The organism is Denitratimonas tolerans (assembly GCF_037203605.1).
GTDB classification, from domain to species: domain Bacteria; phylum Pseudomonadota; class Gammaproteobacteria; order Xanthomonadales; family Xanthomonadaceae; genus Denitratimonas; species Denitratimonas tolerans.
In genome coordinates, this window is the sequence record NZ_JBBDHC010000003.1 from 133,836 (window position 1) to 149,655 (window position 15,820).

At 69.7% G+C, this 15,820-nt stretch carries 13 protein-coding genes; 9 read left to right on the forward strand and 4 right to left on the reverse strand.

The genetic code is table 11. The annotated features are described in order from the left end of the window. Positions 1 to 357, reverse strand: a complete 357-nt coding sequence (locus WB794_RS03155; protein ID WP_337334392.1) for a Spx/MgsR family RNA polymerase-binding regulatory protein — start codon at positions 355 to 357, stop codon at positions 1 to 3. Continuing rightward, positions 354 to 1,256, reverse strand: a complete 903-nt coding sequence (dapD, locus tag WB794_RS03160; protein ID WP_337334487.1) for a 2,3,4,5-tetrahydropyridine-2,6-dicarboxylate N-succinyltransferase — start codon at positions 1,254 to 1,256, stop codon at positions 354 to 356. The genes WB794_RS03155 and dapD overlap by 4 nt, the downstream gene beginning before the upstream one ends. A 58-nt stretch (positions 1,257 to 1,314) precedes the next feature. On the opposite strand from dapD, the gene WB794_RS03165 reads away from it, so the two are divergent. From WB794_RS03165 to WB794_RS03190, 6 genes are all read left to right on the forward strand, one after another. Next, on the forward strand, positions 1,315 to 1,911 hold the full coding sequence (locus WB794_RS03165) for a hypothetical protein (protein WP_337334393.1): 597 nt from the start codon (positions 1,315 to 1,317) through the stop codon (positions 1,909 to 1,911). 14 nt (positions 1,912 to 1,925) lie between these two features. Next, on the forward strand, positions 1,926 to 2,480 hold the full coding sequence (locus WB794_RS03170; protein ID WP_337334394.1) for a cob(I)yrinic acid a,c-diamide adenosyltransferase: 555 nt from the start codon (positions 1,926 to 1,928) through the stop codon (positions 2,478 to 2,480). A 26-nt stretch (positions 2,481 to 2,506) separates the two neighbouring features. Next, positions 2,507 to 3,421, forward strand: a complete 915-nt coding sequence (locus WB794_RS03175; protein ID WP_337334488.1) for a histone deacetylase family protein — start codon at positions 2,507 to 2,509, stop codon at positions 3,419 to 3,421. Then, positions 3,418 to 4,431 (forward strand): aminoglycoside phosphotransferase family protein, encoded by a 1,014-nt coding sequence (locus WB794_RS03180; protein ID WP_337334395.1) that lies wholly within the window; start codon positions 3,418 to 3,420, stop codon positions 4,429 to 4,431. Before WB794_RS03175 ends, WB794_RS03180 begins: the two co-directional genes overlap by 4 nt. Beyond that, a complete protein-coding gene (locus tag WB794_RS03185; RefSeq protein WP_337334396.1) occupies positions 4,428 to 5,141 on the forward strand; it encodes a nucleotidyltransferase family protein in 714 nt (237 codons plus the stop codon). Before WB794_RS03180 ends, WB794_RS03185 begins: the two co-directional genes overlap by 4 nt. Before the next feature lie 134 nt (positions 5,142 to 5,275). Next, positions 5,276 to 8,080 (forward strand): M14 family zinc carboxypeptidase, encoded by a 2,805-nt coding sequence (locus WB794_RS03190; protein ID WP_337334397.1) that lies wholly within the window; start codon positions 5,276 to 5,278, stop codon positions 8,078 to 8,080. A gap of 46 nt (positions 8,081 to 8,126) precedes the next feature. On the opposite strand, the gene WB794_RS03195 is transcribed toward WB794_RS03190, so the two are convergent. Beyond that, complete coding sequence (locus tag WB794_RS03195; RefSeq protein ID WP_337334398.1) at positions 8,127 to 9,254, reverse strand: inorganic phosphate transporter; 1,128 nt, start codon at positions 9,252 to 9,254, stop codon at positions 8,127 to 8,129. A 10-nt stretch (positions 9,255 to 9,264) separates the two neighbouring features. Continuing rightward, positions 9,265 to 9,891 carry a DUF47 domain-containing protein gene (locus tag WB794_RS03200; RefSeq protein ID WP_337334399.1) on the reverse strand — a complete coding sequence of 209 codons (627 nt, stop codon included), beginning with the start codon at positions 9,889 to 9,891 and terminating at the stop codon, positions 9,265 to 9,267. Between the two features lie 321 nt (positions 9,892 to 10,212). Here WB794_RS03200 and WB794_RS03205 point away from each other — a divergent pair, with 321 nt between their 5' ends. The 3 genes from WB794_RS03205 (at position 10,213) to dnaE (ending at position 15,809) form a co-directional block, all read left to right on the forward strand. Further along, entirely contained in the window at positions 10,213 to 11,514 is a 1,302-nt protein-coding gene (locus WB794_RS03205; RefSeq protein ID WP_337334400.1) for a hemolysin family protein, read from the forward strand. Next, complete coding sequence (locus WB794_RS03210; protein ID WP_337334401.1) at positions 11,511 to 12,143, forward strand: exopolysaccharide biosynthesis protein; 633 nt, start codon at positions 11,511 to 11,513, stop codon at positions 12,141 to 12,143. Before WB794_RS03205 ends, WB794_RS03210 begins: the two co-directional genes overlap by 4 nt. Before the next feature lie 120 nt (positions 12,144 to 12,263). Beyond that, the gene (dnaE, locus tag WB794_RS03215) at positions 12,264 to 15,809 is read left to right on the forward strand and encodes a DNA polymerase III subunit alpha (RefSeq protein ID WP_337334402.1); all 3,546 of its coding nucleotides are present in this window, start codon (positions 12,264 to 12,266) and stop codon (positions 15,807 to 15,809) included. Positions 15,810 to 15,820 lie beyond the last annotated feature (11 nt).

Genomic DNA, 15,820 nt, shown 5'->3' on the forward strand with positions numbered 1-15,820 from the left:
TCAGACGCCGAAGCGCTTCTTGTAGAGCGCGTCCTTGAAACCCACCGACACGACGCCGTCTCCGGTGACCGTCACCGGGCGCTTGATGAGCTGCGGGTACTCCTTCAGCAGCAGCCTCCATTCGGCGTCCGAGCCGGGCTGCTTGCGATTGGGCGGGAGATTGCGCCACGTCGTCGAGGCGCGGTTGATGAGCGCGTCCCAGCCGCCGAGCTGCTCGGCCCACTGCGTGAGCACCGCCGGGTCGATGCGCTCGTCGCGGTAGTCGGTGAACTCGTGTTCGATGGAAAACCGCGCCAGCCAGCTGCGCGCCTTGCGGCAGGTGTCGCAGTTGGCCAGTCCGTACAGTCGAACGCTCATGCCTCGCTCCGCAGAAGTTCGTTGATCGAGGTCTTGGCGCGGGTGCGCGCGTCGACCTTCTTGACGATCACCGCGCAGTAGAGCGAGTGGCTGCCGTCGGCGGCCGGCAGCGCGCCGGCCACCACCACGCTGCCCGCGGGCACGCGGCCGTAGCTGATTTCGCCGCTGGCGCGGTCGTAGATCTTCGTGGACTGGCCGAGGAAGACGCCCATCCCGATCACGCTGCCGGCCTCCACCACCACGCCCTCCACCACCTCCGAACGCGCGCCGATGAAGCAGTCGTCCTCGATGATGGTGGGCGCGGCCTGCAGCGGCTCCAGCACCCCGCCGATGCCGACGCCGCCGGAAAGATGGCAGCGCGCGCCGATCTGGGCGCAGGAGCCGACCGTGGCCCAGGTGTCGACCATCGTCCCCGCGCCGACGTGGGCGCCGATGTTGACGAAGCTGGGCATCAGCACCACGTCGCGCCCGACGTGCGCGCCGCGCCGCACCACCGCGCCGGGCACCACGCGCGCGCCGACGCCGCGGAAGGCCGCCTCGTCGAATCCGGCGAAGCGCAGCGGCACCTTGTCCCAGAACGGCGCCGGCGCGGCATCCATCAGCGCGCTGTCGTTCACCCGGAACGACAGCAGCACGGCCTTCTTGAGCCACTCGTTCACCCGCCAGCCCGAGGCGGAGGGTTCGGCGATGCGCAGCGCGCCGCGCTCGATGTCGCCAAGGACGGCATCCACCAGCGGACGCACGTCCTCGATCTCTTCGGACGCAAGCGCGGCGCGCCGCTCCCAGGCGGACTCGATCGCCTGACGCCAGGCAGGATGGTGTGGGTTCATGGCCTGTTCGCGGCTCCCTTGAGTCGAAGGCGGCGCAAGCCTAGCAGCTTGGAAATCGCGAAACGCGATGGCGCTGCGGCTGGGCTACAATCGACCGACCCTTCTCCCATTCCACGCGACGCCCGCCATGTCAACACGCTCCACCCGCGCCATCGCCCTGTTCGGCCTGCTCGCCCTCGTGATGGCGGCAACCCGCATCCACCACTTCGCCGCGATCCCGGACGCATCCTGGGCGGTTTTCTTCGCCGGCGGCTTCTATCTCAAGGCGCAGTGGCGCTGGGCGTTCCCGACGCTGATCGCGATCGCATTCCTGGCCGACTGGTACGCCATCGCCGCGGCGGGCATCGACTTCCTCGGCCACTACTGCGTCTCGCCGGCGTACTGGTTCCTGCTGCCGGCCTATCTGTCGCTGTGGCTGGGCGGCGCCTGGCTGGCGGCGCGCCGCCCGGGACTGCGGTGGCGCTCGCTGGGCCAGCTCGCGCTGGCGCTGCTGGTCTCGGTGAGCCTGTGCTATGTGCTCTCCAACGGCAGCTTCTACTGGCTCTCCGACTCCTGGGGCGGCGCCGACGCGCAGCGCAGCCTGGGCGGCTGGTTCGCCAACATGGGGCACTGGTACCTGGCCTTCCTGCGCACCACCGCGATGTACGTGGCCGGCGCCGCGGTACTGCACGCGACGGCGCTGGCGGCGGCGCGCCCGTCGGCCACCGCCTCGCACGCCGGCTGAGCGGCCGGGGCGCCATGGGCAACCGTCTCTCGAAGATCTACACGCGCACCGGCGACGCCGGCACCACCGGCCTGGGCGACGGCTCGCGCGTGCCCAAGGACGGCGCGAGGATCGAGGCGCTGGGCGCGCTGGACGAAACCAACGCGCAGATCGGCGTGGTGCTGGCGCACGCGCTGCCCGAGGTCGCGCGCGAGGACCTGGTCGGCGTCCAGCACGCCCTGTTCGACCTGGGCGGGGAGCTGTGCATCCCCGGCCGCGCCGCGATCGACGAACGCGACGTGACGTGGCTGGAGCAGCGCCTTGACGAGCTCAACGCCGCCCTGCCTCCGCTCAAGGAATTCATCCTTCCCGGCGGCAGTCCGGCGGCGGCGCACTGCCACGTGGCGCGCACCGCCTGCCGCCGCGCCGAACGGGCGGTAGTGGCGCTGTCGCGGCAGGAGCAGGTGCGGCCGCAGGCGCTGGCCTTCGTGAACCGGCTTTCCGACTACCTCTTCGTGCTTTCCCGCGTCCTGGCGCGCGCCGACGGCGGCCGCGAGAGCCTCTGGCAGCACGGACTGCGACCGGAGTAGGCGCCATCCACCAGACGCTCGACACGCTGCGCATCTACAGCCATCCGGACTGCCTGCTGCACGCGAATGCGGCCATCCATCCCGAGTCGCCCGCGCGGCTGGCCGGCGTTCTGGAAGCCATCCGCGCGGCCGGGCTGCGCGGCATCGAATGGGTGGAGGCGCCCTGCGCGACGCGCGCCCAGCTCGGCCTGGTCCACACCGCCGCGCACATCGCGCGCATCCTCGATGCGCCGGCCGACGCGCCGCGGATGCTCGACGGCGACACCGGCATGAACGCCCACTCCGCCGTCGCCGCGCTGCGCGCCGCCGGGGCCGGCTGCGCCGCGGTGGACGCGGTGATGCTGGGCCAGTGCGAGCGCGCCTTCTGCGCGGTGCGGCCGCCGGGCCACCACGCCACGCCGGATCGCGCGATGGGCTTCTGTCTGTTCAACTCGGTGGCGGTGGCGGCGCGCTATGCGATCGAGGCGCACGGTCTGGAGCGCGTCGCCATCGTCGATTTCGACGTGCACCACGGCAACGGCACCCAGGCCTGCTTCGAGAGCGAGCCGCGGGTGATGTACCTGTCCAGCCACGAGCGCGGCCTGTATCCGAACACCGGCCTGGCGGCCGAACGCGGCGTCGGCAACGTGCGCAACCTGCTGCTGGCGCCGGCCTCGGGCTCGGCAGCGTTCCGCGCCGCCTGGCGCGACGTGCTGCTGCCCGCGCTGGACGCGTTCCGGCCCGAGCTGCTGCTGGTCTCGGCGGGATTCGACGCGCACCGCGCCGATCCGCTGGCGCACCTGGAGCTGGAATCCGACGACTTCGCCTGGATCACCCGCGAGCTGCTGGCCATCGCGCTGCGGCACGCGCGCGGCCGGATCGTCTCGACCCTGGAAGGCGGCTACGACCTCGCCGCGCTGCGCGAGTGCGCGGTGGCGCACGTGCGCGAGCTGATGGGATGAGCGAGGCCACGCCCGCGCCGCGCGACCTCGAACGCCTGGCGTTTGCCCGCGCCCATCTCGGCCCAGCCGCTCCGGTGCCCGAGCGCGCCTCCTCGGACGCCGGCTTCCGCAGCTACTGGCGCACCCGCGCCGCCGACGGCAGCCCGCGCATCGTCATGGATTCGCCGCCCGATCGCGAGGACGTGCGGCCCTGGCTGGCGATGCAGGCGCGGCTGCGAACGGGCGGCGTGCGCGTGCCCGGCGTGCTGGCGCAGGATCCGGAAAACGGCTGGCTGCTGCTGGAAGACCTCGGTGCCAACACCGTGCTGCAGGTGATCGACGCGGACAGCGCCGACCGCTGGATCGGGCGCGCCTTCGAGCAGCTCGTGCGGCTGCAGCGCATCGCGCTCCCGGACGGTTTTCCAGCCTACGACGAGGCCCTGGTCCGGCGCGAACTGGCGCTTTTCCCCGAGTGGTTCCTCGGGCGTCACCTGGGCCTCGCGCTCACGCCTTCGGAAGAGCGCGTCTGGCAGGCTGCCTGCGCCGTGCTGGTCGCTGCCTTCCGGAATCCGCCGCAGGGCCTCGTGCACCGCGACTTCATCGTGCGCAACCTGATGCCCGCCGGCGACGGCGTGGCGGTGCTGGACTTCCAGGATGCCGTGCGCGGCCCGCTGGCCTACGACGTGCTGAGCCTCACCAAGGACGCCTTCGTCTCCTGGCCGCAGGCGCGCGTGAACGGCTGGATCAGCGATTACCATCACGCAGCGCGCGATGCGGGACTGTCGCGCGCCGATCCCGAGGCATTCCGCCGCGATCTCGACCTCATCGGCGTGCAGCGCCACCTCAAGGTGCTGGGCATTTTCGCCCGGCTGCTGCACCGCGACGCCAAGCCGCGCTACCTGGCCGATGCGCCCCGCTTCCTGGCCTATCTGGACCACACGCTGCCGCAGTATCCGGAACTGGCCGACCTGCACGCGCTGCTGGCGCAGCGGGTGTTCCCACGCATCACGCCGATGGCGCTGCCGGCATGAAGGCCATGATCCTGGCGGCCGGCCGCGGCCTGCGCCTGCGTCCGCAGACCGATGCCTGCCCCAAGCCGCTGCTGCCCGTCGGCGGCGAACCGCTGATCGAATCGCACCTGCGCGCGCTCAGGCAGGCGGGCATCACCGAGGTCATCATCAATACCGCCTGGCTGGCCGAGCAGTTTCCCGCGGCGCTGGGCAACGGCGAGCGTTACGGCCTGTCGATCACCTATGCCTGGGAAGGCGGCACCGGGCTGGAAACCGGCGGTGGCCTGCTCAACGCGCTCCCGCTGCTGGGCGACGCGCCTTTTCTGCTGGTCAACGGCGACATCCACCTCGCGCTGGATTTTTCCACGCTGGCGCTGCCCGAAGGCGACCTGGCGCACCTGGTCGTGGTCGATCCTCCGGATGGCGCGGGCGACTTCGCGCTCGACCGCCACGGCCGACTGCATCCGGCTCCGGACACCGGTGGCGGGGTCACCTATGCGGGCGTGGGCGTCATTGACCCGGCGCTCTTCGCCGGCTGGCGTGCCGCCTTCGCGGCGCACGAGACGGGCGGCACACCCCCGGCGTTTCGACTGGCTCCGCTGCTGCGCCATGCGATGCGCCGCGGGCGGATCGGCGGACGCCATCACGCCGGCCACTGGACCGATGCCGGCACGCCAGAGGCTCTCGCCGCGCTGGTGCAGCGCTTCCGCACGCAGCCCGGCGCGCGCTGATCTGCGTGCACAGCTGCGGCTGCCGTCACGCTCCCCACGTGCGTTCGACCCACCGGCCGCGGTTTCAATTACCCTCGCACGCGGTATCCGATGGCCCACTCTGGGCCCGGCCGGACGATGGTGAGGAAAACGCGATGCGCGTGTTGCCCGTGGTAGCAATGGTGGCGTGGCTGTGGGCGGGTCTGGCGCTGGCCGCGCCGTCGCGCGCTTCGGTGGACTCCGCAGCGGCCTTCGCACGCGCGCCGGATCAGGCCATCGACGAAACCTATACGCGGCTGATCGGCGAGTTCACTACCGACCCGACGCTCAACTCGCCGCTGACCGATTACCTTCCCGCCTCCGCCACGGTGCCGACGCCGCTGGACGTGCTGGGCCACATCGCCGGTGCCGAAGGCTACATGCCCTATTCGGCCGAGGTGCACCGCTATTTCCGCGCGCTGGAGCAGGCCAGCCCGCGGGTTCGCGTGTTCACCATCGGGCACAGCGAGGAGGGGCGCGAAGTCATCGCCATCGCCATCGCCGACGAAGCGGTGATCGCAGGTCTCGACGCCAACCTGGCGCGCCTGCGGCGCCTCGCGGATCCGCGCACGCTGGACAGCGGCGATGCCGCCGAGTCGCTGATCGGCCAGACGCTTCCCGTCTACTACATCACCGGCGCGCTGCACTCGACCGAAACCGGCTCGCCAACCGCGCTGATGGAGCTGGGCTATCGCCTCGCGGTCGACGAAGCACCCTACATCCGCGGCATCCGCTCGCGCGTCATCACCCTGATCACGCCGGTGGTCGAAGTGGACGGGCGCGACCGCAAGACCGACATCTACAACTGGCACCGGGCCCACCCGGACCGCAACTATCCGCCGCTGGCCTACTGGGGCAAGTACGTCGCGCACGACAACAACCGCGACGGCATGGCGATGACGCTCAACTCCAGCCGCATGGTGCTCGACACCTACGTCGGCTTCGGCGCACAGGTCATCCACGACCTGCACGAGTCCTATGCCTTCCTCTACGACAACACCATCGGCACCGGGCCCTACAACGCCTGGATCGATCCGATCCTGGTGGGCGAATGGCAGCAGCTGGGCTGGGACAACGTGCAGCAGATGACGCGCATGGGCCTGCCGGGCGTGTGGACGCACGGCGAGTTCGACGCCTGGAGCCCCGGCTACCTGATGTTCATGGCGGCGACCCACAACGGCATCAGCCGCCTGTACGAGACCTACGGCAACGACGGCGCCGACACGCTGCCGCGGATCCTGCAGCCGCACGAATACGCGCGCACCTGGTACCGCCCCAACCCGCCCTACCCCAAGGTGCTCTGGTCGGCGCGCAACAACAACAACTACCAGCAGACGGGCCTGCTGACCGCGCTGCACTACTTCGCGGAAAACGCCGACGGCTTCCTGCGCAACTTCCATCTCAAGAGCCGGCGCTCGGTGGAAAAGGCGCGCACCTCGGGGCCCGCCGCCTGGGTGATGGAGGTGGACGAGTCGCGCAGGGGCGCGCAGGCGCGGCTGCTTGAAGTCATGCGCCGCCAGCACGTCGAAGTGCATCGGCTTTCATCCGCGATCACCGTGGAAAACCCGCCGCAGAGGAACGAGGCCGGCAAGGACACCGGCACCTCGGCCGGCCGCCAGCGCCTCGCCGCCGGGAGCTACGTGATCCGCATGGACCAGCCCTACTCGCGCATCGCCGACGCCCTGCTCGACCGCCAGTACTGGTCGCCCAAGGACCGCAGGTTCGACACGCCCTACGACGACACCGGCTGGTCGCTGGGCGACCTGTTCGACCTGGAGGTCGCGCGGATCACCGATCCCGCGATCCTCGCGGCGCCGATGCGCCGCGCGCCCGACCCGGTGGTTCCCGCCGGCCTTGCCAGCATCGACATGCCGCCGAGCGCCGCCGCGGCGCTGCCGCGCATCGCGCTGATGCACACCTGGCTCAGCACCCAGACCGAGGGCTGGTGGCGGATGGAGCTGGACGCGATGCAGGTTCCCTACAGCTACATCAGCACCCAGGACATCACCGCCGATCCCGACCTGCGCGCGCGCTACGACGTGATCCTGTTCGCGCCGACCGGGCTGTCCAGCGCGCGCCAGATCATCGACGGCATGCCGATGTGGGGACAGCCGCTGCCGTGGAAGACCACCGCGCTCACGCCCAACATCGGCAGGATCGACGCCACCGACGACATGCGGCCCGGCATGGGCGACACGGGCCTGGCCAACCTCCGGAAGTTCGTGGCCGAAGGCGGCCTGCTGGTGACCGCCGAGGACACCGCGCGCTTCGCGATCGAGGTCGGACTGGCACCGGGCGTATTCATCACGCCCACCGAGAAGCTGCGCATCGTCGGCAGCGTGCTGCGCTCGCACTTCGTGGACATGAAGCATCCGGTGGCCGGCGGCTACCGCGATGCGCCGCTGTCGGTCTACAGCAGCGAGGGCATGTCGTTCTACGTGGCCGATGTCGCCACCCCCGGCGGGCGCGTGCGCGGATCGCGCTGGGGCGGCCCGCAGCGGGCCAAGGACTTCGAACGCCCGACCGGGCGCGGCGGCAAGCACGATGTCGATGTGCCCGAGGGGCGCGCGTACATGGACGCGCATCCGCTGCCCGACAACGCGCCCTGGGAACCGATGCCGCTCAACGAGGAGCAGCGCCGCAACAACCACTGGGCCATCCCGGAGTCGGCCAGGCCGCAGGTCATCCTGCGCTTTGCCCAGGCCGACGAGCTGCTGGTGTCCGGCCTCCTGGACGGGGCGAACGAAATCGCCGAGCGCGCGGCGGTGGTCCAGGCGCGCCACGGCAAAGGCAGCGTGCTGCTGTTCGCAATCAACCCGGTCTGGCGCGGCAGCACCGTCGGCAGCTATCGGCTGCTGTTCAACGCGATCCGGAATCACCGCGCCGCGGCGGAACCCGCGCGGCGTCAGCCGGACACCTGATCCGTGCAGCGGCACGCTGCCGCACGGACGCGGCTGATCGACGGCATCAGGTCCAGCCCAGGACGCGGAACAGTTCGATCATGAGGTAGGCCACCCCGCCGGCGGCCGGCAGGGTCAGCACCCAGGCCCAGATCATGCGCTCCACCACGCTCCACTTCACCGCATTCAGGCGCTTGGCGCTGCCCACGCCCATGATGGCGGAGGAAATGTTGTGGGTGGTGGAAACCGGAATGCCCAGGCTCGAGGCCAAGGTGATGACCGTGGCAGCGCTGGTCTCGGCGGCAAAGCCGTGGATGGGGTGCAGCTTGACCATCTTGTGACCCATGGTCCGGATGATGCGCCAGCCGCCCGCAGCGGTGCCGGCGGCCATGGTCAGGGCGCAGACGAACTTGATCCAGGTGTCGATATCCCCGTGTGCGAGCGCCTCGGGCGAGGGATGCAGGAAGGCCAGCCAGCCCGGCAGGTTGTCCAGGGTGCCGGCCGACTGCGCGCTCACCAGGGCCAGGGCGATGATGCCCATGGTCTTCTGCGCATCGTTCATGCCGTGCGCGAAGCCCATGTAGCCGGCCGAGGCGATCTGGGCCTTGCCGAAGAAGCCGTTGACCCAGCGCGGTCGCGCCAGCCGCCCCAGCCAACCTCGGTGCATCGCCATGGCGGCGATCACGGCAAAAAGCAGCCCCATGACCAGGAATCCCATGATGAATCCTGCCACCGGGGAGCTGACCATCGGCACGATCACCTTCCACAGCACGCCGCCGCCCTTCCACCACGGATCGGCCGGAATCGACCAGATGATCGAGCTCCAGTTGGTCTGCGAGGCACCCAGCGCCGCGCCGCACAGGCCGCCGATGAGCGCATGCGAGCTGGACGAGGGCAACCCGAAGTACCAGGTGATGAGGTTCCACACGATCGCGCCGGAAAGCGTGCAGATGAGCACCTGCGAGGTGACCTCGACCACCTGCGCGTCGATCAGGCCCGAGGCGATGGTCTTGGCCACCGCGGTGCCGGCGAGCGCGCCGATGAGATTCATGCTCGCGGCCATGCCGATGGCCTGCGTCGGGGAAAGCACCTTGGTGGCAACCACCGTGGCGATGGAATTGGCGGTGTCGTGAAAGCCGTTGATGTACTCGAACACCAGCGCCAGCAGCACCACCAGGAGGACCAGAGTCAGCACGACGGTGGCCTCAGGAATGCTTGAGGACGATCTGGTAGCACACCACGCCGGCCTCGCGGCAGCGGTCGATGGCCTTTTCCAGCAGTTCGAAGAAGTCCTTGATCAGGAGGATTTCCAGGCTCTCATGCATGCCCGAGTACACCTCGCGATAAGTCTCCAGCATCAGCCGGTCGGCCTCGGCCTCGACGTTGCGCAGGCGATCATGCAGGCGCTTCGTTTCTTCCAGACGCATCTTGGGCAGCAGGCGGACCATTTCCAGCACCAGCTCGGCGGCTTCCTTGAGCATGTCGGCGCGCGGGCCGAAATCGATCCGATGCAGCTTTTCGCCGGCCAGCGCGTAACGGTCGGCGAATTTCTCGATCGTCTTGGGGATGCGGTAGATCGCATTGCCCAACGCCTCGATGTCCTCGCGCTCCAGCGGCGTGATGAAGATGTCGACCAAGGCCTGGCTGATCTTCTCGGAAACATCCTTCTCGCGCTCGCGCGCCAGCTTGAAGTCGGTCAGGGTGGCCTCGGCCCCCTTGTCCCGGACCAGGCGCTGCAGCGCGTCCGCGCTCTGTACCGCCGCCTCAGCCGCAGCCTCCAGCAGCCCATAGAAAAGATCGCCCTTGCCGAAGATGGTTTGCAGGGAAAACATCGGTAGTCGCCTGGAAGTGGGGAGAGGAGCGAGGCACCGCGCAGGCCAATCCCGCTGCGCGCGCTCGACCCGGCCATTTTACCCTGTCCGCGCATTGCGGCGCACAAAAACATTTCCGGCGCAGCCCCGATCCATGCGCGCGAACACGCATCGCGCCCACGCACGGCACCGGCACGCACGCGATCACCGCTGCGGCCGGCTTCGCCCGCGCCTCCATCGACCGCGTCGGGCTGTGGCATAGTGCGCAACCGGCGCTTCCCGCGCGAGCGGCACGCGGCCGATCCGTCAGGACACTTCGAACCGGCGCGCAGCCGGTCATCCATGATCCCCGAACTATTCGCACTCATCCTGCTGATTCCCGCCCGCGGCGCGCTGCTGCTCGCCGAACGCTCCCTGGCCTGGTCCCGCCGCACCGTGCTGCGCCAGATGGTTTCCCGCAGCCGCGGCGCGCGGCTGGCCCTGAAGCTGCTCGGGCAACCCGAACGCACCGGCCCGCTGCTGCGCGGCGGCCTGCTGTTGGCCGACATCCTGATCGGTGCGACCGGCGGCGTGGTACTCGGCCCCTGGATGGCATCCTGGCTGCGCGCCTGGGGTTTTAAGCCGGTTGCCGCGGGCATTCTCGGGGTAGCGGCAGCGGCCCTCGCCGTCGCGCTGGCGACCTTCATCTTCGGCGATCGCATCCCGCGCCGGGCGGCGCGCTGGACGCCCGAAGCCTTCGCGCGAGCTGCGGCCTATCCGCTGGTGGCACTGCTGCGCCTGCGTGACCTGCTGCCCTGGCCGACGATGCGGGAGCCTGTGCGCACACCGGATCGGCTGAATGCCCCGAACCCGCAAGCACCGCTGCCGGCGCACGCCGCCGCGAACGCCGTTCCGCAGGCCGCCAGCGCGCAGGATCGCGCTCTGATCGACCGCGTGCTGAGGCTGGGAGACCGCACCGCCGAAAACCTGATGACCCCGCGCCCGCGGATCGCCTGGCTGGACCTGCACGGCACGCGCGAGGAGAACCTCCAGGTCCTGCGCGAGAACCCTTATTCCCGCTACCCGGTCTACCGCGGCTCGGACAACGACGTCGTGGGCATCCTGGAAACACGCTCGCTCGCGCGCCTGCTGTCCGCCGGCGCGCATCCGGATCTTTTCGGCGAACTGCTGCCGCCCACCTTCGTCAGCGAATCCACCCGCGCCATCACCCTGCTGGAGACCTTCCGGAACGAAGGCACCCACATGGCCCTGGTGGTGGACGAATACGGCGACCTGCAGGGCCTGGTCACGCTCGACGACCTGCTGGATGCCGTGATCGGGCAGATGCACCAGCAGGAGGACGATGCCGATGACGACGCACCGGTCGTGGCGCGCGATGACGGCAGCTGGCTGGTCGACGGCGGGTTGGCGTCGGAGGACCTGCGCGAACTGCTTGGCCTGGAATCCCTGCCGGGCGAGGACGAGCACGATTTCAACACCGCCGCCGGCATGGCGGTGTCCTGGTTCGGGCGCATTCCCGCACCGGGCGAGAGTTTCGACCACGCCGGCTGGCGCATCGAGGTGGTGGACCTGGACGGCGTGCGCGTGGACAAGCTGCTGATCCAGCGCCTGATACCCTCTGCGGAAGGCATCTCCGGCCCGTGAGTCGGACAACGCCCGGCGCGCAGGCCGACGAGGCGATTCGCACCAGCCGCCTGCTGTTCGAACTCCTGCGTCGCGGATCGGGCGAGGCCGTTGCGCTCGGGGACATCATCGAGACCTTCCGCAGTCGCGCCTACGGCGTGCTGCTGATGCTGGTGCTGCTGCCGGCGTTCATTCCGCTTCCGATCGGTGCCGGCGCGATTTCCGGCCCGCTGACGAGCATCCTGGGGCTGGAAATGCTCCTGACGCTGCGGACTCCCTGGCTGCCGCAGCGCGCGAGACAGCGGACCATCCGGCGCGAAACCCTGGCCAGATTCGCCACCCGGATGCGCCCGGTGCTGGCGCGCCTGGAGCACCTCTGCCGCCCGCGCCTGAGCGGCCTGACCCGCAGCGCGGTCGCACACGCGTTCACCGGACTCCAGCTGGTGGCGCTCGGCATCCTGCTGGCCCTGCCGATCCCGCTGACCAACTATCCGTTTGCCCTGCTGATCCTCGCCTACGCCATCGCGATCATCGAGCGCGACGGCGCGCTTCTGCTGGTCGCCTGGATCGTGGGCTGGGCCACGATCATCACCTGGGCCGCACTGTCGGAAGGTGTCGTCACGCTGGCCTCCCGCTGGCTCTCAGGCTGAACGCCGGCCCCGCGTGCGGCACTTGCACCGCGCTCCGCCAGGCCGCGCTTCGTCAAGCCTTGTCGCGCGCTGGAGGCGGCACTAGGCTGGCTCATTCACCCGCGCACTGATCCCGACCCGATGCAGCCCCGTTTCGTCCACCTGCACCTGCACAGCGAGTATTCGCTGGTCGATTCGACGATCCGCATCGATGCGCTGGTGCGGCGCTGCGTCGAACTGGGCATGGCGGCGGTCGCGATCACCGACCAGAGCAACCTGTTCGCGCTGGTCAAGTTCTATCGCGCGGCGGAAAAGGCCGGCATCAAGCCCATTGTGGGCGCCGACGTCTGGCTCGAAGACGCGAACCTCAAACAGCCGGCGCGGCTGACCCTCCTGTGCCAGGACCAGGCCGGCTATCGCAGCCTCTCGCGGCTGCTCTCGCGCGGCTATCAGGACGGCCACCGCGGCGATCACGTGGTGATCACGCGCGACTGGCTGTGCGAGGACGCGCAGGGCCTCATCGTCCTGGCCGGTGCGGGCAGCGACGTGGGCCAGTGTCTCGTGGAGGGGCGCGAGGACGACGCCGGGCGGTACCTGGCGCAGTGGCGGAGCGGCTTTGGCGATCGCTTCTATCTCGAACTCACGCGCACCGGGCGCGATGCCGAGCGCCTGTTCGAGCCGGCGGCGCTGCGGCTGGCCGCCCGGCTCGACTGCCCCGTGGTGGCGAGCAACGACGCGCGCTTTCTCGAAGCGGCCGACTTCGACGCCCACGAAGCGCGCGTGTGCATCGCAACCGGGCGGGTGCTGGGCGATTCGCGCCGCCCGCGCGACTACAGCCCCGAGCAGTTCCTGCGCTCGCCCGAAGAAATGGTCGCGCTGTTCGCCGACCTCCCCGGCGCGCTGGAAAACACCGTGGAAATCGCCCGGCGCTGCACCCTGACGCTGACGCTGGGCCAGTACGCCCTGCCGGAGTTTCCGGTACCCGAGGGCCACGACGCCAACTCGTGGATCGCCGAGGAAAGCCGCCGCGGCCTGGCGCTGCGCCTCGCCAACCATGCCCTGCCGCACGGCCTGACGCGCGACGCCTACGAATCGCGGCTGGAAACCGAGCTGGGCGTGATTTGCCGGATGGGTTTTCCCGGCTACTTCCTGATCGTGGCCGACTTCATCAACTGGGCCAAGCACAACGGCATCCCGGTCGGCCCGGGGCGCGGTTCGGGTGCCGGCTCGCTGGTGGCCTGGTCGCTGCGCATCACCGATATCGACCCGCTCGCCTACGGCCTCCTGTTCGAGCGTTTCCTCAATCCCGAGCGGGTTTCGATGCCCGACTTCGACGTCGACTTCTGCACCGACGGGCGCGACCGGGTGATCGACTACGTGGCGGAGAAATACGGCCGCGACCACGTCAGCCAGATCATCACCTACGGCACGATGGCGGCCAAGGGCGTGATCCGCGACTGCGGCCGCGTGATGGGTCTGGGGTATGGCTTCGTCGATTCCATCGCCAAGCTCATCCCGAACGTGCTCGGCATCGGGCTGGAGGACGTGCTGGGCCGCAGCAGGAAGGCCGGCGAGAACGCCGACCTGGTCTCCACCGAGCTGATCGAGCTGTACCAGACCAAGGACGACATCCGCGACCTGATCGACCTTGCGCTCAAGCTCGAAGACCTGGCGCGCAACGCCGGCAAGCACGCCGGCGGCGTGGTGATCGCGCCGGGGCCGCTGACCGACTACTCGCCACTCTTCGCCGAACCGCCCGGCAAGGCGGAAGCGCACCGCGGCGTGGTGACCCAGTTCGACAAGGACGACGTCGAGGCCGTGGGGCTGGTGAAGTTCGACTTCCTCGGCCTGCGCAACCTCACCGTGATCGACTGGACGGTGAAGGCGATCAACACCGAACGCGCGCGCCAGGGCGCGGGCAGCGAACCGCTCGACATCACCGCCATCCCGCTGGGCGACAGGGCCACCTACGAGCTGTTTTCGCAGGCGCGTACCGTGGCGGTGTTCCAGTTCGAATCGCCCGGCATGCAGCGTCTGCTGAAGGACGCGCGCCCGGACCGCTTCGAGGACCTCATCGCGCTGGTATCGCTCTACCGGCCCGGCCCGATGGACCTGATCCCCAGCTTCGTCGCACGCAAGCATGGGCGCGAGGACATCACCTATCCCGACCCGCGCGTGGAGTCCATCCTGAAGGAGACCTACGGCATCATGGTCTACCAGGAGCAGGTGATGCAGATGGCGCAGATCGTGGGCGGCTACTCGCTCGGCGGCGCCGATCTCCTGCGCCGGGCGATGGGCAAGAAGAAGCCCGAGGAAATGGCGAAGGAGCGCATCCGCTTCCGCGAGGGTGCCCTGGGCAACGGCCTGGACGCCGCCCGCGCCGACGAAATCTTCGATCTGATGGAGAAGTTCGCCGGCTACGGCTTCAACAAGTCGCACGCCGCCGCCTATGCCCTGGTCAGCTACCAGACCGCCTGGCTCAAGACGCACCATCCGGCGCAGTTCATGGCCGCGGTGCTCTCCTCGGACATGGACAGCACCGACAAGGTCATCACCTTCCTGCGCGAAAGCCGCGCGCTCGGGCTCACCGTCCTGCCGCCGGACGTGAATGCCTCCGGCTACCTGTTTCGCGCGGTGGATGAACGCACCCTGCGCTACGGCCTGGGCGCGATCCGCGGCGCGGGCGAAAACGCCTGCCGCGAGATCGAGCGCATCCGCACCGAAGACGGAGCGTTCCGCGACCTGCTCGATTTCTGCCAGCGGCTCGGGCCGCGGGTCAACCGCAAGGTCCACGAGACCCTCATCGACGCCGGCGCGGCCGATGCCCTTGGCGCCAATCGCGCGACGCTGCGCGCGCAGCTGCCCGATGCGCTGCGCGCCACCGAGCAGATGGCGCGTGATCGCGAGGCCGGACAGGTCGACCTGTTCGGCAGCGCCAGCGCGGAGCCGACCCCGATCGTCCCGCAGGTGACACCGCTGCCCGAGTGGTCGCTGGAGGAGCGGCTCGCACGCGAGCGCGAGGTGCTCGGCTTCTACCTCAGCGGCCACCCGGTCGATCCGGTGCGCGAGCTCGTGGCCGAGGCCATCACCTGCACCCTCGATGGCGTGGACGCCGCGCTGGAACAGCGCCGCTTCCAGCGCGGCAGCGATACCCAGGTGCTCCTCATCGGGCAGATCGTGGCGATCAACCAGCGCAACGCGGACCGCTGCTTCATCGCTTTCGAAGACGGTGGCGGACGCATCGAGGCGACCGTCTACGCCGATGTATTTCAGTCCTGCGGCGAGCTGCTCGTGCGCGACGCCATCGTGCTGCTGGAAGGCCAACTGCACGAGGATCGATTCCGCGGCGGCACCGCCATGCGGGTCAAGCGCGTCTGGGACGTCAACGAGTGGGTGCGCCAGCACGCACAGCGCGTGCGCCTGAGCCTGGATGCCACTGTGCCCGGCGCGCTGACCGCGCTTCAGGAGACGGTATCGCGCTGGAATGGCGGCCGTACGCCGCTCTCGATAGAAATCCTGACCGAAAGCGCGCGCGGCATCATCGACACCGATGAGGGCACGAGGCTGCGCGCCGAGCCCGAGCTGCTGGCGGCGCTGCGCGCGGTGCCAGGCGCATCGAAGGTGCGCTTCGTCATGGGCCGCAGCGCGCCGGCCAGCCCGCCTGGCGCGGGGAATCCGCCGCATTGAATCCCGGCGTG

Excerpts from the sequence above, each read along its gene's own strand:
- WB794_RS03200 (WP_337334399.1), bottom strand. The coding sequence starts at position 9,891 with ATGTTTTCCCTGCAAACCATCTTCGGCAAGGGCGATCTTTTCTATGGG.
- WB794_RS03180 (WP_337334395.1), top strand. The coding sequence starts at position 3,418 with ATGAGCGAGGCCACGCCCGCGCCGCGCGACCTCGAACGCCTGGCGTTT.
- WB794_RS03185 (WP_337334396.1), top strand. The coding sequence starts at position 4,428 with ATGAAGGCCATGATCCTGGCGGCCGGCCGCGGCCTGCGCCTGCGTCCG.
- dnaE (WP_337334402.1), top strand. The coding sequence starts at position 12,264 with ATGCAGCCCCGTTTCGTCCACCTGCACCTGCACAGCGAGTATTCGCTG.
- WB794_RS03155 (WP_337334392.1), bottom strand. The coding sequence starts at position 357 with ATGAGCGTTCGACTGTACGGACTGGCCAACTGCGACACCTGCCGCAAG.
- WB794_RS03190 (WP_337334397.1), top strand. The coding sequence starts at position 5,276 with ATGCGCGTGTTGCCCGTGGTAGCAATGGTGGCGTGGCTGTGGGCGGGT.
- WB794_RS03170 (WP_337334394.1), top strand. The coding sequence starts at position 1,926 with ATGGGCAACCGTCTCTCGAAGATCTACACGCGCACCGGCGACGCCGGC.
- WB794_RS03165 (WP_337334393.1), top strand. The coding sequence starts at position 1,315 with ATGTCAACACGCTCCACCCGCGCCATCGCCCTGTTCGGCCTGCTCGCC.
- WB794_RS03205 (WP_337334400.1), top strand. The coding sequence starts at position 10,213 with ATGATCCCCGAACTATTCGCACTCATCCTGCTGATTCCCGCCCGCGGC.